This window comes from Azospirillum tabaci (genome assembly GCF_014596085.1).
GTDB classification, from domain to species: Bacteria; Pseudomonadota; Alphaproteobacteria; order Azospirillales; family Azospirillaceae; genus Azospirillum; species Azospirillum tabaci.
Window position 1 is genome coordinate 148,684 of sequence record NZ_JACCJY010000016.1, and the last position, 17,992, is coordinate 166,675.

Consider the following 17,992-nt stretch of genomic DNA (forward strand, 5'->3'; position numbering starts at 1 on the left):
ACCACACGCCATGTCCGACACCACCAACAGCATCAAGCATGTGGCCTCGCCGCTCGCGCGCCAGACCCTTCTCGACGGCAGCCTGACCGCCCCGGTCGCCGGCGTCCGCCCGATCCGCCTGCTGCCCTGGCTCCAGGTCGTGAAGATCGGCGGGCGGTCGATCATGGACCGCGGGCACGAGGCGATCCTGCCGATCGTCGAGGAGATCCGGAGCGTCCTGCCGGAGCACCGGCTGCTGATCCTGACCGGCGCCGGCATCCGCGCCCGCCATCTCTACAGCGTCGGGCTGGATCTCGGCCTGCCGGTCGGCTCGCTCGCCCCGCTCGCCGCGACCGAGGCCGGGCAGAACGGCCACATCCTGGCCTCGCTGCTCTCACCGGACGGTGTGTCCTACGTCGAGCACGGGACCATCGCGAACCAGCTCGCGGTCCATCTGTCGGCCGCCCGCGCGGTGGTGGGCAGCGCCTTCCCGCCCTACCACCACCATGAGTTCCCCGGCTCGCGCATCCCGCAGCACCGGGCCGACACGGGCGCCTTCCTGCTGGCCGACGCTCTGGGTGCAGCCGGGCTGACCATCGTGGAGGATGTGGACGGTGTTTATACCGCCGACCCGAGCGGCCCCGAGGCCGGCACGGCGGAGCTGCTGCGCGAGACCACCGCCGCCGAGCTGGCGAAGCAAGGCGGCACGCTGCCGTTGGATGGCGCGCTGCTGGAGGTGATGGCGAACGCCCGCCACCTGGAGCGCGTGCAGATCGTGAACGGGCTGGTTCCGGGCCGCCTGACCGCCGCGCTGCGCGGCGGACATGTCGGCACCATCATCCATACCAGCATCCGCAACGGCGCCCGACCGCTCTGAGCGGCGTCGGTCCGGCAGGAACGACGAAGGCGTCCGGTGGCGGCACCGGACGCCTTTCGCGTATGGAAGCGCTGTCAGAATCTCAGTTGCTTGCCACCGGCTTGCGGACGGCCTTCTGAACCTCGGCCTTCGCCACGGCCTTCACGGCGGGCGGCGCCATGTCCTCCGAGGACAACGGCTGAAGCCGGCCCTGCTGGCTCGCCTTTGACGGGAAGGCCACCGGCAGCAGCATCGCGGCGAAGACGGCGACGGCGATCAGCGTCTTCACGGCTTCCCAGGCGAAACCGCCGCGGCGCGGGGTGGTGGAAACGTCGTCCGCCTCCAGGGCGGTCGCCGAGGCAGCCGGCATCGGCTGGACTGCGGTCATGGACATGGCAGGCACTCGTGTTCGGGTTCGCCGGATTGGTACCCACACCATCGCAAGGGTCATGCCATGCGCCGTGCCCCGATCCGGCCACTCCCGGCCTTCGTTTGGAAATTATCTCAAAATCAAACCAATGCCGGGGAGTCCGCCCCGCCGTCGCCCTGGGTGCGGGCCCCGCGTTTCGCGGGCGCAAAAAAGCCCTTTCCGGCCTGTGTGCCCGGCAAAAACCTCCCCCTGGGCGACGGCGGCTGCCCACCCGCCGGGAAAATATTGCCGCCCGGAGTGGGGGCTTTCCCCGCCTCAGGCCATCGCGCGGATCAGCGCGATCTGGCGTTCCAGGCAATGGGACAGCTCGAACCGCTCGACCGCCGTCTCCCGCGCGGCGCGGGCCAGCGGGGCGAAGGCGCCGGGGTCCTGCAGCACCGCGATGGCCTTGGCGGCGATGTCCTCGGGGGAGAAGAAATCGGCCAGCAGCCCGTTCCCGCCATCCCGGATGACCTCCCGCACCGGCGCGGTGTCGGAGCCGATCACCACGCAGCCGAGCGCCATGGACTCCACCATCGACCAGGACAGGACGAAGGGATAGGTCAGATAGACGTGCGCCCGCGACACCCGCAGGACCGACAGATACTGGTCGTAGGGAAGGTGTCCCAGGAAATGGACGCGCGCCGGGTCCAGCGGCACCTCGGCCAGCATGGTTTCCCGCCAGTTCTTCCCGCCGGGGGGCGCCGCGCCGTAGCTGACCTCGTCGCCGCCGGCGATCAGCACATGGGCCTTTGGCCGCGCCTCCAGGATGCGCGGCAGGGCGCGCATGAAGCTGGGAAAGCCGCGGTAGGGCTCCAGGTTGCGCACGGCGTAGGTCAGCACCTCGTCCTGGCGCGTCAGCACCGTTCCGTTGGCCAAGGTGACGCGGATGTCCGGGTCGGGCAGAAGATGCGCGGTGTCCACCCCGTCGTGGATGACCTCGATCTTCGGGTGGAACGGCGCCGGGTGGGAATCGCGCTGCCATTCGGTCGGGGCGATGCCGCGGTCGCAGGCCTCCAGCGCCAGCAGCAGCGGCGTGCTGCGCATGCGCAGCCGCAGCACCGTGTCCACATTGACCGGAACCGACGGGTCGAAGCCGACGTCCAGCCCCTGGGCGCGGTAGAAGAATTCGCAGTAGTTCAGGTAGGGGGTGTTGGGGAAGACGTCCTTGACGAACAGCGTCTCGCCCCAGCCCGGATGGCCGACGATGATATCGGGGCGGAAGCCCTCCTCGCGCAGGCCCATCAGCAGCCGGGCCGCCGCCTGGCCGTGCAGAACCGCGTTCTCGGTGGACGCCAGATAGGGGTGCGCGTTCTCCCGCGCCTTGCGGCTGGGCTGGTAGGAGAGGCGGCGGACGTTCGGGATCTCCCGGTCGGTGCGCTTGGTGATGAAGACGACGCGGTTCGCCGGATCGGCGGCCAGACGGGCGGCCAGATGCTTGTACTGGCCCGGCATGTTCTGGTGGATGAAGACGATGTTCATGATGCCTCCGCAAGGACCGCCGGACGGGGCGCCTTCATGATTCCAGCCGTCAGGCGCGCCCGGCGCCGAACTTCTCCCGCAGCTTCGGCCCGACCTTCGGCAGCAGAACCGACAGGATCAACAGGCTGAGCCCGATGACGGTCGGCGCGATCCAGTCCGGCTTGCCAGCCAGGGCGTGGTCGCCCGCCGCACCGAACTGCACGAAGGCCACGGTCATCGGCAACTGCCCGACCAGTGACCCGAAGGCGTAGGCGCCAAGCCGCACCCGCGTCAGGCCGAGCGCGTAATTCACCCCGCTGTGCGGCAGCACGGGAACCAGCCGCAGCATGGCGACGGCGCGCCAGCCGCCGGTCTCCAGCCGGCGTAGGACGTCGCCCCAGCGCGCCCTGTCCAGGGCCGGGACCAGCCCGTCGCAGACGTAGCGGGTCAGCAGGAAGCCGGTGGAGGCGCCGATCACGCTGCCCGCCGCCGCCAGCACCCCGCCCCACCAGACGCCGAAGACCAGCCCGGCGACCATCGCCATGACGGAGCGCGGGAAGAACAGCAGGCTGGCCAGGATGTGCAGGAACAGGAACAGGACCGGTGCCGCGGGGTGATGGCGCAGGATGTCCTGGAGCGCGTCCATTCCGAAGGTCCCATGCCATGCCCACCATGCCCCCGCCCCACCGAGCAGGAGCAGGACGAGCAGCCCCCGCCCGAGGGTGCGGAGGGTGGACAGGGAGGACGTGCGGCGCTCGGCCATGGTGCGGGCCTTCGGTTCAACGAACGGGGTTCTGTATGGTCCGGCTTGCATATCACGGGCGTTACCGCGCCGCGAGAGACGATCGCGCGGGCGCCGGGCGCACACCCGCGGGCCGCAGGCAAGAAAAAGGCCGCAGCCAGGACGGCGCGGCCTTCAAGTCTAGGGAGGAAACGCCCAAAGGGCATCCGGGACTCAATTTATGTTGCAACGCAGCAAAGGTCAAGCCCCTGCTGAGCAATCTTTTCTGAAAAGACGTCGTCCTCCACTGGCCCTCCCTGCACCCCCTTGGATGACATTCGCCGGAAAAAGAAAAGGCTGCAGCCGGTGAGGCGCAGCCTAGTTCTGGGAGGGAGGAAACCAAGAGAACTTGGTGAGGCCATTTATGAACTGATTTGATTAACAGCACGTAAACAGGCCATGTATTCCGAAGACATACTCATTTTTTGAGAAAGTCCGGAAAAGCCAAGCTTCCGCTTGATCTGGGAAAGGGCGGCGTGCGGCACAGCGGCAAGCGAAGCCGCGTCACCGACGCCGGTGGCTGAGCGCCGCCCGGATGTCGTTCTGCCACACCATGCTGACCAGGGCGATCTGGGTGAGCAGGGCGATCTCGCCCTGCCCGACGGCGGTCAGGAGTTCCTCCCGAGTCATGAACAGGATCTCCGTCTCTTCAAGGTCGTCGGACAAGGGATCGGCCACCCGCCGGCAGCCGGTGGCGTGGAACATGTGGGACACCGCACCGCCCTGGTTGGCGTTGACCATGTAGCCGCCCAGCGCCGTCCAGAGGTCCGAGACGAAGCCCGTCTCCTCCAGAAGCTCCCGCCGGGCCGCCTCCAGCGGGTCTTCGCCCGGCGACAGATGGCCGCCGGGAAAGGTCAGGTTCACGCGCCGCGGGCCGTGCCGGTACTGCCGATAAACGATGGCGCGCCCGTCCTCCGTCTCGGCAAAGATGCAGGCAAAGGACGGCATGTCGAACTGGTAGTAGTCCCGGATGACCCGCCCATCGGGCAGTTCCACCGTCTCGACATGAACTTTCAGGAACGGATCGGCGTCGAGCAGTTCGCGGCTTTCAAGCACGGTCCACGGGCGCAGGCGGTGCGTCATCCCTGGGTCTCCTCATCCTCGCATCCTCGTTCGCGGCGCGCCTGGGTAACGGGTGGTCGCCGCCGAAGGCAAGAAACATCAAAAGGCAACGCCCGGTTTCGCATTCCCCGCGCGCATTCGAAAACACTCATCAACCGCGCAGGGGCTTGGCGGTCAACAGATCAAGCACTTTCCGATGCGCGCCGAGACATGACAGCCTTTTTGGCGAGCGTAACCGACGCTATTGCTCTCCTCGGTAATCAGTTTAGGATGAACAAACAACGCTGAATAAGGATTTTCCGTTAAATTTTATCCTTACGCTTGCAGAACGCGGACGGCTGCCGACCGCAGCCGAAATCCATCCTTCCGAAAGCCGCTCATTGAAAGCCGTGGAAGCCCCATGCCGAGCCTGCCCCTCTCAAACCTTCGCCCATCCTCTTCCGTGGCCGCCCCGCCCCGTGACTCGTCTCCCGCGCCGTGCGACACCGCCCGAAGTGCGCCCCGGAACGCGGCCGGCGGCGAACGGACGCCGCTGCGTTTTCCGGTGCCGGCCCCGCAGGATCTGGGCGCCGGCCTGTTGATCGCGGCCTTCGGGCTGGCCGCCCTGTGGATGGGGCGCGACTGGCCCACCGGAACGCTCGCCTACGTGCAGTCCGGTTTTTTCCCACGGATGATCGGGCTGCTGATGGTGCTGGCCGGCGCCGTGGTGACCGGTCGAAGCCTGCTGACCCACGGGGCCGGCCTGCCGGCCTGGGGCTGGCGCCCACTGCTTGGGGTGACGGCGGCGGTGCTGGCCTTCGCCGGGACGGTGGAAGCGCTCGGGCTGGTGCCGGCGGTGCTGATCCTGGTGGGGCTGGGCAATCTGGCCGGCCAGCCGCTCCGCCCGGTTCCGCTGGCTCTGCTCGGCGGCGCTCTGGCGGCGGGCTGCGTCGCGCTGTTCGTCTGGGGGCTGGGCCTGCCCCTGCGGGTGTGGCCCCTGTGGGTGTCGCCGTGATGGACCTCATCGGCAACCTTCTGCTCGGCCTGTCGGTCTCGCTGTCCCCGGACAATTTGCTGCTCTGCTTCGGCGGGGCGCTGATCGGCACGCTGATCGGCGTCCTGCCCGGTCTGGGCCCCACCGCGACGGTGGCGATGCTTCTGCCCCTGACCTTCCACCTGCCGCCGGTGGGCGCGCTGATCATGCTGGCGGGCATCTTCTACGGTTCGCAGTATGGCGGATCGGCGACGGCGATCCTGGTGAACCTGCCGGGCGAGTCCTCGTCCGTGGTCACCTGCCTGGACGGCCACGCCATGGCGCGGCAGGGCCGGGCCGGGGTGGCGCTCGCCACGGCGGCGCTCGCCTCCCTGTTCGCCGGCATCGTCACCACCGTCCTGATCGCCGTCGCCGGTCCGCCGCTGGCCGGGGTGGCGCTCGCCTTCGGGCCGGCGGAGTATGTGTCGCTGATGCTGCTCGGCCTGATCGGGGCGGTGACGCTGGCCCACGGATCGGTGGTGAAGGCCATCGCGATGATCCTGCTGGGCCTGCTGCTGAGCATGGTCGGCACCGACGTCAATTCCGGCGACACGCGCTTTACCTTCGGCCTGCCGCAGCTCTACGACGGCATCGACTTCGTGCCGCTCGCCATGGGCCTGTTCGGGCTGGCCGAGATCATCACCAGCCTGGAGCAGACCGGCGGCGCCGGGCGGACCACCGCCCCCATCGCCAGCCTGTGGCCGAAGCGCGAGGACGTCCGCCAAGCCTGGCCGGCGACGGTGCGCGGCACGGTGATGGGGGCGCTTCTCGGCATCCTGCCCGGCGGCGGCGCCACGCTCGGCTCCTTCGCCGCCTATTCGCTGGAGAAGAAGCTGGCCCGCCGGCCGGAACGCTTCGGCCAGGGCGCCATCGAGGGGGTGGCGGCCCCGGAGGCGGCCAACAACGCCGCCTCGCAGGCCTGCTTCATCCCGATGCTGAGCCTGGGCATTCCGCCCAACGCCATCATGGCGCTGATGATCGGCGCCATGACCATCCACGGCATCACGCCGGGGCCGCAGATCATGGCCAAACAGCCGGAGCTGTTCTGGGGCATGATCGCCAGCATGCTGATCGGCAACGTGATCCTGGTGATCCTGAACCTGCCGATGATCGGGCTGTGGGTGCGGCTGCTGCGGGTGCCCTACGGCTATCTGTTCCCGGCCATCCTGGTCTTCTGCTGCATCGGCACCTACACGCTGAACAACAGCGGCTTCAACATCCTGCTGATGGCCCTGTTCGGCGTCCTGGGCTACGTCCTGCGCAAGCTGGACTGCGAGCCGGCGCCGCTGATGCTGGGATTCGTGCTGGGTCCCCTGCTGGAGGAGAATCTGGGGCGCGCCCTGCTGCTGTCGGGCGGCGACCCCACCGTCTTCGCCACCCGACCGATCAGCGGCAGCCTGCTGGCCGTCGCCGCCCTTCTGCTGCTCCTGATGGTGATGCCGACGGTGCGCCGCCGCCGCGACGAGGCATTCAAGGACGAGTGAGCCCCAAACGCTTCCCTACCCCCCGCCGGTCCTTTCTTCCGAAGGCCGGCGGCCTTCACGCCGTGAAAGGTGCCTGTGCGATGACCGTCGTCAAAGAGTTCCCCCGTCCCGCCCCCGATCTGGTCGCGGCCTTCCGCGGCCAGTCCCCGGCCACGCTGCACGAAGCGATGGGCAAGAAGGGTGCGATGTCCTTTCCGATCAAGCCGCTCTATCAAGGCATGACGCTGTTCGGCACCGCGGTGACCGTGTCCGGCGGCCCCACCGACAACCTGATGATCCACGCCGCCATGGCGCTGACCCGTCCAGGCGACGTGCTGGTGGTCGATTTCAAGGGCATGACCGAAGCCGGCCCCTGGGGCGATGTGCTGACCGAGGCGGCGATCCAAAGGGGCTTGGCCGGGCTGGTGATCGACGGCTGCGTGCGCGACGCCGCGGCCATCCGCCAGATGGGCTTCCCGGTCTTCTGCCGGGGGACCAGCATGAAGGGCACCACCAAGACCCAGCCCACGGGCGACGTGAACACCCCGATCGTCTGCGGCGGCGTGATGGTCATGCCGGGCGACATCCTGGTCGGCGACGATGACGGGGTGGTCGTGGTGCCCCAGGCCGAAGCCGCCGCCACGCTCGCCAAGGCCGCGGAGCGCGAACGGATGGAGGAGGGCCTGCGTGGACAACTCCGCGCCGGGCGGACGACGGTCGAGGCGCTGACGCTGGAACCCTACCTGGAGGCCGGCGGCATCGCTCTGTGACGCGAAGCGCTGCGGAAAAGCGGGCGGAGCCAAATCCCGCCCGCCGTTGCTCGATGTGGCGTCGCCCGGAGTGGTATTACCGGCTTCCGACAGAAGAACGGCGCTGGGCAAAAAAAAGCCGCGCCCGGACACAAGGTCGGCGCGGCAGCCTAATGCTCTTGGAGCATCATGATGTTTTTGGTTTCCTCCCCAGACCTCAAGGCCTTTGTTTTGTGAGAGGAAATTTCCACAGTCGACGCAGGGAAGTCAACAGCATTGAGCGGGGTATAACTTTAAGCCTAACGCCCCCTTCCGATGCGCCAGAGAAGACAGATGGAGGTGTCCGAAGAAAAAATCTCCATGAAAGCCGAACAGGGGGCTTGCGTTCCGCCGGGTCGGTGCGGTATCTCCCTGCCTCCTTCGTTGGAGCGGCGCGGGCGTAGCTCAGGGGTAGAGCACAACCTTGCCAAGGTTGGGGTCGAGGGTTCGAATCCCTTCGCCCGCTCCAGTATCGCGATGGTCAATTCTCCCGACACTTTGTCCCCCATGCATGGCCTCAATAGGCCGCATAGGATTTCTCCTCGACGAGCGCGCTGCCGAGCCGTTCGTTGATTTGCCGCTTGATGGCGGCACGCTGGTCGTTCGTCCGGTACACGGCCCGCGCCAGCTCGATGAAACGCGGCCCGAAATCCTGAGCACGCTCGCAGTCGCGGATCGCGTCCTCGATCTCCCACAGGGCCGTGTTGACCGTCTTCAGGGCGGCGGCCAGTTCGCGCAGCCCGGCGGTCGCCGGGATATGCCGTTCCGCGGTCCGCGTCAGGATGCCGTGCTCGGTCTCCACATTGCGCCGTTTGAGCGGGTCCTGGATTCGCTCCAGCTTGATCTCCAGGATGGAGATCTTGTCCAGAAGTTCTCCCGGAGCGGTTTCCACAAGGATTTCCGTCTTCCGCATCGCCCTCGCCATCATGATCTGGAACAGGTTCCCGGCCATCCGCGCGAAGACGGGGCGCCAGTCTCCCGGTCTCGTCTGGCGGAACAGCCGCATGGTCGGGTACCAGGGGCAGTCCTCCCGCGTCATCAGCCACCGCCAGTCCGGCACCGCCTTCAGCGCCAGCCAGACCGGGCGGCCGAGAGCGCCGGCCAGATGCACGACCGACGTGTCGGAAGTGACGATCAGGTCCAGCCCCATCATCACCGCCGCGGTGTCGAGAAAGGCGTCCGGTCCATCGTCGAAGTCCGGTCCGAGCACCGTCACCGTCATGCCGTCCGGCAGCCGGTCGAGCTGCTCCAGCCCGTGATTCTTTTGCAGGCTGATCAGCCGCAAGCCGGGGATCCGCGCAAGCGGCGCGAATTCCGCAAGCGGCATGGAGCGCCCGCGATCGACCGCCGCCTGCGGGTTGCCTTGCCAAACGATGCCGACCCGCAGGCCACCCTGCGCATCGGTGTCCGCCATGCGGGGCGGCAGCCGCCGCTCCCAGGCCGCGACCCGGTCGGGCTCGGCGCCCAGGTAGGGGATGGGCGCCGGAATCGACGCGAGTTCCGTGCGGAAGGCGCGCGGCAGGCTGAGCAGCGGGCAATGGGCGTCGAAGGGCGGCAAGGGATCGCCTTTGGCCACCAGCGCCACACGGCCCTCGGGAACCGGCAGGGACCCGAGCAGGCGGAGCAGCGGACGCGGTGCCTCCACCACGACACGCCATCCGCGCGCCACGGCGGCCGGAACGTAGCGGATGAACTGGATCGTGTCCCCGAAACCCTGCTCGGCATGGACGAGGAGGGTTCCGCGAGCCGGCTCCTCCCCCTGCCACAACGGCTGCGGGAAGGGGCCGCCCGGCGCCTGGAACCCCTCCTGGCGCAGCCGCCACGCGTAATCGTCCCAGCCGCGGGACAAGTCTCCGCTCAGCAGCCGGGACAGCGCGCGGTTCCAATGGGCGTTCGCGAAGTCCGGGCGGCTCGCCACGGCCCGGCCGTAGGCCGTGACCGCCTCGTCCAGCCGCCCCAGATCGTGCAGACTGTTGCCGAGGTTGTTCAGCGCCTCCGCACAGGCCGGCCGGAAGAGGATGGCGTTCCGCTGCGCCAGGATGGACGATGCAAGACGGTCCAGCTCCCGCAGGAGATTGCCGAGCGTGGACAGGGCCTCGGCGTGGGAGGGCTGGACCGCCACGGCGCGCCGGGCGGCGGCGGCGGCCTCGTCCAGCCGCCGCTGCTTGTCCAGCGCGAGGGCGAGGTTGTGCAGAATGTCCGGGTTGCCGGGCTGGACCGCCAGGGCGCGGCAAAGAGCCGCGACCCCGCGATCGAGCATCCCCTGTGCCTGCCGGATCAGGCCGAGATTCGACAGCGCCTCGGCATGGTCGGGCCGGACCGCCAGGGCCCGGCGGTAGATCCGTCCGGCCTCCTCCAGCCGTCCCTGCGCGTTGAGGCAGGCGCCGAGATTGCACAGCGCCTCGGGAAAACAGGGCTGGAAGACCAAGGCCTGCCGGTACGCCGCATCCGCATCCGCCCGCTCCAGAGCCGTCAGCGCAAGCCCGAGATGATAGCTGCAGTCCGGCCCCGGGCGGACGGATGCCAACGCCCGGAACAGGGCCTCCGCCTCCCCGGCGCGCCCGGTGTCCAGACACAGCACGCCCAGGCCGAGCAAGGCGTCGGCGTTGCGGGGATCGTCGCGAAGAACGGCGCGGAGGAACGCCTCCCCGTCATGGACGACGCCCGCAGGCGGGCAGGAGGGCGCTCCCGACCGTGTCGCCAATAAAGAAGGATCGCTGGTCGGCATGCACGCCAGAGTGCAAAGGAACCGTGCCGGCGCAACAGTTTTTTGCAAAGCCCTGACCGGTCAGGAGTTTCGTGTCTTGTCCCGTCCGGCTTCGCACCGCCCGACCGGTTGTCGATTTATTAACCCACTGATAGGGGTATCAGGCTAAGGTCGGCCGGGACGACCTCATACACCATATGTGCGACCACGGTGACCATGCAGCAGCTTGACCGTTCGAATGGCGCGCCGACCGAGGCTCTGCAATCCGGCTTCGGCCTGCTGGACGGCCGGTCGATCCTGGTCACCGGCGGCTCCGGCTCCTTCGGGCGCCGCTTCGTGGAAACGGTGCTGCGCCGGGCCAACCCGCGCCGGGTCATCGTCTTCTCCCGCGACGAGTTCAAGCAGTACGAGATGCAGCAGCAATTGGGGCCGGAATGGGCCTCCACGCTGCGCTTCTTCATCGGCGACGTGCGCGACCGCGAGCGGCTGGAGCTGGCCATGCGCGAGGTGGACGTGTGCGTCCATGCCGCCGCGCTGAAGCATGTGCCGGCCGCCGAATACAACCCCATGGAATGCATCCACACCAACGTCTACGGGGCGGAGAATGTGGTGCGGGCCGCGCTGAACACCGGCGTGAAGCGGGTGATCGCGCTGTCCACCGACAAGGCGGCCAACCCGGTCAACCTCTACGGCGCCAGCAAGCTGGCCTCGGACAAGATCTTCATCGCCGCCAACAACCTGTCGGGCTCGCTCGGCACGCGCTTCTCGGTGGTGCGCTACGGCAACGTGGTGGGCTCGCGCGGGTCGGTGATCCCGCTGTTCCGCAAGATGATCGCCGAAGGGGCCGAGGCGCTGCCGGTCACCGACGAACGGATGACCCGCTTCTGGATCACGCTCCAGCACGGGGTGGACTTCGTCGTCTCCTGCATCGCGATGATGCAGGGCGGGGAGATCTTCGTGCCCAAGATCCCCAGCATGCGCATCACCGACCTGGCCCGCGCGATGGCGCCGCACCTGCCGCACAAGCCGGTCGGCATCCGCCCCGGCGAGAAGCTGCACGAGGTGATGATCACCGAGGACGATTCCCGCCAGACCTTCGAGTTGCCGGACCGCTTCGTCATCGAGCCGGCCTTCGCCTTCTGGACGCACGAACCCTACCAGCGGCTGGGCGCGCAGCCGGTGGCCGACGGCTTCCGCTACGCCAGCGACACCAACGCCGACTGGCTGGACGGCGCGCGGCTGATGCGGCTGATCGCGGAAGCCCCGTGATGGGCGAACCGGTGCCGCAATCACCGCCGCGCTTCCTGCCCTATGGGCGCCAGGACATCGACCAGGCCGACATCGACGCGGTGACCGCCGTCCTGCGCGGCGACTGGCTGACCCAGGGGCCGGCGGTGGAGGCCTTCGAGCGGGCGCTGTGCGAGCGCACCGGCGCGGTCCACGCGGTGGCCTGCGCCAACGGCACCGCCGCCCTGCATCTGGCCACGCTCGCCTTGGGGCTCGGCCCCGGCGACGCGGTGGTGGTGCCCGCCGTCACCTTCCTCGCCACCGCCAACGCCGCTCGCTATGTCGGGGCGGAGGTCGCCTTCGCCGACGTCGATTCCGACACCGGCCTGATGGGGGCGGAGCAGGCGGCGGCGGCGATGGAGCGGGCCGCCCGCGCCGGCTGGCGGGTGCGCGCCCTGGCGCCCGTGCATTTCGCCGGGCAGACCACGGACATGGCCGCGCTCGGCGCGCTCGCCGCCCGCCATGGGCTGGCGGTGATCGAGGACGCCTGTCACGCCATCGGCAGCCTGGATCTGGCGCCCGACGGGCGCGCCCTGCCGGTCGGCGGCGGCGCCTTCGGCACGCTCACCGCCTTCTCCTTCCATCCCGTGAAGACCATCGCGGCGGGCGAGGGCGGGGCCGTGACCACCAACGACGCCGATCTCGCCGCCCGCCTGCGCCGCTTCCGCAACCACGGCATGGAGCGGGACCCGACGGCGTTCGAGGACCGCGAGGCCGCCTTCGGCGCGGACGGAATCACCGAAGGCGGGACCGCCAATCCCTGGTACTACGAGATGGCGGAGCCGGGCTTCAATTACCGCCTGACCGACATCCACTCGGCGCTCGCCCTCAGCCAGCTGACGCGGCTGGATGCCTTCGTGGAGCGCCGCCGCCGCCTGATGGACCTCTATGCGGAGCGGTTGGCCCCGCTCGCCCCGCTGGTCCGGCCGGCGGCCCGCGTTCCCTGGTGCCGCCCGGCCTGGCATCTCTGCGCCGCCCGCATCGACTTCGCCGCCGCCGGACGGACGCGGGCGCAGGTCATGGCCGAACTGCGGGCGCGGGGCATCGGCACCCAGGTCCATTACATCCCGGTCCACCGCCAGCCCTACTGGCGCAAGCGCCACGGCGGCCTCGCCCTGCCCGGCGCCGACGCGCACTACGCGCGGACCCTGTCGCTGCCCCTGTTTCCGGCGATGGCCGATACCGACGTGGACCGGGTCGCCGCCGCCCTGGCCGCGGCGCTGGGCCTGCCCGCTCCGGCGTGACGCCCCGGGCGCCCTTGCTGAACGGTTTTCTCCCTTCCAAAAATGCGCTATGCCAAGCGTCATCTCGAACGCTTCGGAGCAGGGTCATGGCCGAGGGTACTGTGGACTATTACGCGATGGTCGAAGAGGCCTGGCAACTGAGCGACGCCGCGCGCGACTACGTGAAGAACGCGGGCCGCGACGTGGACAACGCCGAGCTGTGGGACAAGGTGTTCGCCCCTTCCCCCCTGATCGACCTTGAGCGCACCCGCGCCGAGGGCGGGCAGCCGCTGCAGAAGATCTTCTTCAAGAATCCCTACGGCCTGCAGTACCGGGCCGACCACAAGGACTGGATCCCGTTCCGCCACGGCGCCCTCGACCCCGCCTATCTCCAGGCGATTTGAGGCGGCACCCCGACCGGATGGCCTCATGAAGGCCGGATCGCACCGATGAGACGCGGCGTGCGGCCATGGGCCGGTCCGGCCCGCGGCCGCCGCTTGCAAACGGACCGGGCCACCCAGACAGCGGCCCGAAACGCACCGCACAGCGTTTGAACGCCAGGAACCGCCTCCCGCTCCGGAGACGGGCGAGGGCGCGTGGCTTTCAGCAAAGGAACTTTCATGCGCATAGCGATGATCGGTACGGGCTATGTCGGGCTGGTGTCCGGCGCCTGCTTTTCGGAATTCGGCGTGCACGTCACCTGCGTGGACAAGGACGCCGGCAAGATCGAGCGGCTGAAGCGCGGCGAGATCCCGATCTACGAGCCGGGGCTGGACGATCTCGTCGCGCGCAACGTCGCCGCCGGGCGGCTGTCCTTCACGCTGGACCTGAAGGAGGCGATGGCCGGGGCCGACGCCGTCTTCATCGCCGTGGGCACCCCGACCCGCCGCGGCGACGGCCATGCCGATCTCTCCTACGTCTACGCCGCCGCGGAGGAGATCGCCGCCCATCTCGACCATTACGCGGTGGTGGTCAACAAATCGACCGTGCCGGTCGGAACGGGCCGCGAGGTGGAGGCGATCATCCGCCGCGCCAACCCGAACGCCGACTTCGACGTGGCCAGCAACCCGGAATTCCTGCGCGAAGGTTCGGCCATCGGCGATTTCATGCGCCCCGACCGCGTGGTGATCGGCGCCTCCTCGGAGCGCGCCGCCGACGTGATGCGCCGGCTCTACCGCCCGCTCTACCTGATCGAGACGCCGATCGTCCTGACCTCGCTGGAAACGGCGGAGCTGACCAAGTACGCCGCCAACACCTTCCTGGCCACCAAGATCACCTTCATCAACGAGATCGCCGACCTGTGCGAGAAGGTGGGCGCCAACGTCCACGACGTGGCCCGCGGCATCGGGCTGGACGGGCGCATCGGCAAGAAGTTCCTGCATCCCGGTCCGGGCTACGGCGGCTCCTGCTTCCCCAAGGACACGCTCGCCCTGGTGCGCACCGCCCAGCAGGCGGGCAGCCCCCTGCGCATCGTCGAGACGGTGGTGGAGATCAACGACGCGCGCAAGAAGCGGATGGCCGAGCGCATCGTCGCGGCCTGCGACGGGTCGCTGGCCGGCAAGACCGTCGGCGTGCTGGGCGTCACCTTCAAGCCCAACACCGACGACATGCGCGACGCCCCGTCGCTGGACATCGTCCCGGCCCTTCAGGCTGCCGGTGCCACGGTGCGCGCCTTCGACCCCGCCGGCATGCACGAGGCCGCCCGGCTGCTGCCCGGCGTGGAGTGGGCGAAGGACGCCTATGGCGCCCTGGAGGGGGCGGACTGCGTCGCCATCCTGACGGAATGGAACGAGTTCCGCGCGCTGGACCTGAAGCGGGTCAAGGCGCTGCTGAAGCGCCCGGTGATGATCGATCTGCGCAACATCTACAATCCCGCCGACATGGCCGCCGCCGGCTTCGCCTACTCCTCCATCGGGCGGCCCGCGGAGCCCAAGAACGTCTGAAACGGAACCGCTCCAAGGAGGTCGGTCGAGACCATGAACGAGGCCCACACGTTCCATCCGACGGTGCTGCGCGAATACGACATCCGCGGCATCGTCGGCAGCACCCTGACCCCCGACGACGCCCGCGCGGTCGGGCGCTCCTTCGGCACCGTGGTCGCCCGCGGCGGCGGGAAGACCGTGTGCGTCGGCTACGACGGCCGTCTCTCCTCGCCGGAGCTGGAAGCGGCCCTGGTGGAGGGGCTGGTCGCCTGCGGCCTGCATGTCCTGCGCATCGGGCTCGGCCCCACCCCGATGCTCTATTTCGCCACCCGCGACCGCGAGGCGGCGGCCGGCGTCATGATCACCGGCTCCCACAACCCGCCGGACTACAACGGCATCAAGATGATGCTGGGAAAGGGTCCGGTCTACGGCCGGCAGATCCTCGATCTCGGCGTCATCGCCGCCAAGGCCGACTATGCGTCGGGCGAGGGCTCCTCGGAACGGATCGACGTCCGGGACGCCTACGTGGAGCGGCTGCTGAAGGACTATGACGGCACCCGCGACCTGAAGATCGCCTGGGACGCCGGCAACGGCGCCACCGGCGAGATCCTGCGCCGCCTGACCGCCCGTCTGCCGGGCACGCACACCCTGCTGTTCGACGACATCGACGGCACCTTCCCGAACCACCATCCCGACCCCACGGTCGAGCGGAACCTTGTGGATCTGAAGGCCGCGGTGGCGGAGAAGGGCTGCGACATCGGCATCGGCTTCGACGGCGACGGCGACCGCATCGGCGCCATCGATCACCGGGGCCGCGTGGTGTGGGGCGACCAGCTGCTGGCGATCTACGCCGCCGACGTGCTGAAGGACCATCCCGGCGCCACCATCATCGCCGACGTGAAGGCCAGCCAGACGCTGTTCGACGAGATCGCCCGGCTGGGCGGCAATCCGCTGATGTGGAAGACCGGGCACTCGCTGCTGAAGGCGAAGATGGCCGAGGTCGGCTCGCCGCTGGCCGGCGAGATGTCGGGCCACATCTTCTTCGCCGACAAATGGTACGGCTTCGACGACGCGCTGTACTGCGCCCTGCGGCTGATCGGCCTAGTCAGCAAGCTCGGCGTGCCGCTGTCGGAGCTGCGCGACCGCCTTCCGGCGGTGGTGAACACCCCGGAAACCCGTTTCCAGGTGAGCGAGGAGCGCAAGTTCCAGGTCGTGCAGGAGGTCAAGGACCGGCTGACGGCCGAGGGCGCCAACGTCAACGACATCGACGGTGTTCGCGTGACGACGGCGGACGGCTGGTGGCTTCTGCGCGCCTCCAACACCCAGGACGTGCTGGTGGCCCGTGCGGAATCCGGAACCCCCGAAGGGCTGGAGCGGCTGAAGGACATGGTCGTCGCGCAGTTGGCGGCGTCCGGCCTCCAGGCCCCCTCCTTCGAGGATGGCGGCAGCGCCCACTGACGGTATCCACCGGAAAAGGCCCTTCCCTGCGGGTGCGGGGAGGGCCTTTTCCTTGCCCGCGGACCGCAAGAGGGACCGGTGAGAATTCTCACCGTTTCCGGCCGGCCTGCACGCAAGCACACCGGCGCCATCGAGGCACCATCGAAGGGCACGCGCGCGGTTGCGATCAGGAGCCGCCGTCACCCCATGAGCGGAAAAGCTTCTCGGTGACGTTGTTGCGCCAGCGGTCGCGCGAGCGCAGGTAGCGCCGCGCCACCTCGGTGGACTTGTGGCGGGTCTGGCGCATGATGTCGTGGAGCTGGGCCTCCTCCTCGGCCGCCGCGGTGGCGAGGCCGGCGCGTAGGGAATGGCCGGAGAAGCGCTCCGGCTCGGGCAGCCCGGCCCGGACGGCGCTCTCCTTGACCAGCCGGGCCACCGCCTTGTCGGAGAGCGGCTTGCCGGTGACCACGCCGTTCTTCAGCACGCCGCAGAACAGCGGGTCCTCTGGGCGCAAGGCGCCGCGCGCGGCGAGCCAAGCATCGAGGGCGCGCAGGGCGCAGAGGTCCGGGTCGGCGGCCGCCCAGATGGCCACCGCGTCGCCGCGCCCGCGCTGGTCGGTCTTGGAGCGGCGCACCGTCACCTCGACGCCGCGGTCGGGATGGCGGGCCACGTCGGTGACGCGCAGCGCCACCAGCTCGGAGCGCCGGAGCGCGGCGCCGTAGCCGATCAGCAGCATGGCGCGGTTGCGCAGGCCGAGCGGCCCGTCGGGCTGCGCCGCGAGCAGGCGCGGCAGGGCGTCGAGGAGGATCGGCGCGGCCTGGCGGATCGGGCGGTCGGCCTGGCCGCGGGCGAGGCCGTCGAGCACCAGGGCGATGCGCGGGTGCTTGAGATCGACCGGCACCCCGGCGAGGCGGTGGGCGGTGGCGATGGCGGCGAGGTGGACGCGCAGCGTCGGCACGGTCAGCCGTTCGGCCGCCTTCACCAGATACATGCCGATGACGTCCGCCGCGCCGGTCAGCGGGGCGAAGCCGAGGCGCTCGCACCACGCGGTGTAGGCCGTCCAGGCGGAGCGGTAGGCGCGCAGCGTGCCCTCCCCGCGCGCCCGCGTCGCCCAGACGGCGGCCTGCCGGGCGAGGTCCTGGATCTCCGCGGCGCGCGCGGGGTCCGCCGGGACGACGAGGCGGCCGAAGATCCCGGTTTCGACGGCGACGCCGGAGTCCGGCGCCGGCCATGAGGTGCCCATCCCGTCCGGGGAAAGGCGGGGGATCGGATCGTCCGGCGTGTCGTGCGGCATCGGGCTTCCCGACGGCGAGGGCGGGGGGTTCGCGCGGAGGATGCGGGATCGCGGCGCCGCACGCAAGGGTTCCGTCCGGAAATGCCTCTTGTCGGACGGAATGAAGCCGGCATGCTGCACCATGCCTAAGGACATGATGGCTATCAATCGCGGAGAGAGGCAACAGACCACTCACTCACGGAAGCAAAATCATGAAACAGTATCATCGTTCGTGCCAACGAAAGCGTCGGGGGCATGGCTCCGGCATGCCTGGGACGCCGACACTCCCATGATGGGAGACGGTAACGATTCCTTCCACGAATTCACACTTC

15 protein-coding genes and 1 tRNA gene are annotated in these 17,992 nt (G+C 69.2%); 10 read left to right on the top strand and 6 right to left on the bottom strand.

Annotated features, from left to right (window positions below; translation table 11 throughout):
• Window positions 1-10: 10 nt before the first annotated feature.
• Window positions 11-856 carry an amino acid kinase family protein gene (locus H0B54_RS15790; RefSeq protein ID WP_188261117.1) on the top strand — a complete coding sequence of 282 codons (846 nt, stop codon included), beginning with the start codon at window positions 11-13 and terminating at the stop codon, window positions 854-856.
• 82 nt (window positions 857-938) lie between these two features.
• Here H0B54_RS15790 and H0B54_RS15795 read toward each other — a convergent pair whose 3' ends face one another.
• The 4 genes from H0B54_RS15795 to H0B54_RS15810 all read right to left on the bottom strand — a co-directional run bounded on the left by H0B54_RS15795 (window position 939) and on the right by H0B54_RS15810 (window position 4,569).
• Window positions 939-1,229 (bottom strand): hypothetical protein, encoded by a 291-nt coding sequence (locus H0B54_RS15795; protein ID WP_188261118.1) that lies wholly within the window; start codon window positions 1,227-1,229, stop codon window positions 939-941.
• A gap of 291 nt (window positions 1,230-1,520) precedes the next feature.
• Window positions 1,521-2,726 carry a glycosyltransferase family 4 protein gene (locus H0B54_RS15800; protein ID WP_188261119.1) on the bottom strand — a complete coding sequence of 402 codons (1,206 nt, stop codon included), beginning with the start codon at window positions 2,724-2,726 and terminating at the stop codon, window positions 1,521-1,523.
• 49 nt (window positions 2,727-2,775) lie between these two features.
• Window positions 2,776-3,468, bottom strand: a complete 693-nt coding sequence (locus H0B54_RS15805) for a TVP38/TMEM64 family protein (protein WP_094305533.1) — start codon at window positions 3,466-3,468, stop codon at window positions 2,776-2,778.
• Between the two features lie 522 nt (window positions 3,469-3,990).
• Window positions 3,991-4,569, bottom strand: a complete 579-nt coding sequence (locus tag H0B54_RS15810; RefSeq protein WP_188261120.1) for an NUDIX hydrolase — start codon at window positions 4,567-4,569, stop codon at window positions 3,991-3,993.
• A 523-nt stretch (window positions 4,570-5,092) separates the two neighbouring features.
• Here H0B54_RS15810 and H0B54_RS29820 point away from each other — a divergent pair.
• From H0B54_RS29820 to H0B54_RS15830, 4 genes are all read left to right on the top strand, one after another.
• Window positions 5,093-5,542 carry a tripartite tricarboxylate transporter TctB family protein gene (locus H0B54_RS29820; protein ID WP_343068954.1) on the top strand — a complete coding sequence of 150 codons (450 nt, stop codon included), beginning with the start codon at window positions 5,093-5,095 and terminating at the stop codon, window positions 5,540-5,542.
• Window positions 5,542-7,044 carry a tripartite tricarboxylate transporter permease gene (locus H0B54_RS15820; RefSeq protein ID WP_211109394.1) on the top strand — a complete coding sequence of 501 codons (1,503 nt, stop codon included), beginning with the start codon at window positions 5,542-5,544 and terminating at the stop codon, window positions 7,042-7,044. Before H0B54_RS29820 ends, H0B54_RS15820 begins: the two co-directional genes overlap by 1 nt.
• A gap of 80 nt (window positions 7,045-7,124) precedes the next feature.
• Window positions 7,125-7,793, top strand: coding sequence for a 4-carboxy-4-hydroxy-2-oxoadipate aldolase/oxaloacetate decarboxylase (locus tag H0B54_RS15825; RefSeq protein WP_188261123.1), 669 nt, complete (start codon window positions 7,125-7,127; stop codon window positions 7,791-7,793).
• 412 nt (window positions 7,794-8,205) lie between these two features.
• A tRNA-Gly gene (locus H0B54_RS15830) sits at window positions 8,206-8,280 on the top strand.
• 48 nt (window positions 8,281-8,328) lie between these two features.
• On the opposite strand, the gene H0B54_RS15835 is transcribed toward H0B54_RS15830, so the two are convergent.
• Complete coding sequence (locus tag H0B54_RS15835; protein WP_188261124.1) at window positions 8,329-10,539, bottom strand: DUF6165 family protein; 2,211 nt, start codon at window positions 10,537-10,539, stop codon at window positions 8,329-8,331.
• Between the two features lie 195 nt (window positions 10,540-10,734).
• On the opposite strand from H0B54_RS15835, the gene pseB reads away from it, so the two are divergent.
• From pseB to pgmG, 5 genes are all read left to right on the top strand, one after another.
• Complete coding sequence (pseB, locus tag H0B54_RS15840; RefSeq protein WP_211109395.1) at window positions 10,735-11,787, top strand: UDP-N-acetylglucosamine 4,6-dehydratase (inverting); 1,053 nt, start codon at window positions 10,735-10,737, stop codon at window positions 11,785-11,787.
• Window positions 11,787-13,049, top strand: a complete 1,263-nt coding sequence (pseC, locus tag H0B54_RS15845) for a UDP-4-amino-4,6-dideoxy-N-acetyl-beta-L-altrosamine transaminase (protein WP_188261125.1) — start codon at window positions 11,787-11,789, stop codon at window positions 13,047-13,049. Before pseB ends, pseC begins: the two co-directional genes overlap by 1 nt.
• Window positions 13,050-13,135: 86 nt before the next feature.
• Window positions 13,136-13,432, top strand: a complete 297-nt coding sequence (locus H0B54_RS15850; RefSeq protein ID WP_145689746.1) for a hypothetical protein — start codon at window positions 13,136-13,138, stop codon at window positions 13,430-13,432.
• A gap of 216 nt (window positions 13,433-13,648) precedes the next feature.
• Window positions 13,649-14,971, top strand: coding sequence for a UDP-glucose dehydrogenase family protein (locus H0B54_RS15855; RefSeq protein WP_188261126.1), 1,323 nt, complete (start codon window positions 13,649-13,651; stop codon window positions 14,969-14,971).
• Between the two features lie 33 nt (window positions 14,972-15,004).
• Window positions 15,005-16,408, top strand: a complete 1,404-nt coding sequence (gene pgmG, locus H0B54_RS15860; RefSeq protein WP_188261127.1) for a phosphoglucomutase/phosphomannomutase PgmG — start codon at window positions 15,005-15,007, stop codon at window positions 16,406-16,408.
• Between the two features lie 166 nt (window positions 16,409-16,574).
• On the opposite strand, the gene H0B54_RS15865 is transcribed toward pgmG, so the two are convergent.
• Entirely contained in the window at window positions 16,575-17,681 is a 1,107-nt protein-coding gene (locus tag H0B54_RS15865; RefSeq protein ID WP_188261128.1) for a tyrosine-type recombinase/integrase, read from the bottom strand.
• Window positions 17,682-17,992 lie beyond the last annotated feature (311 nt).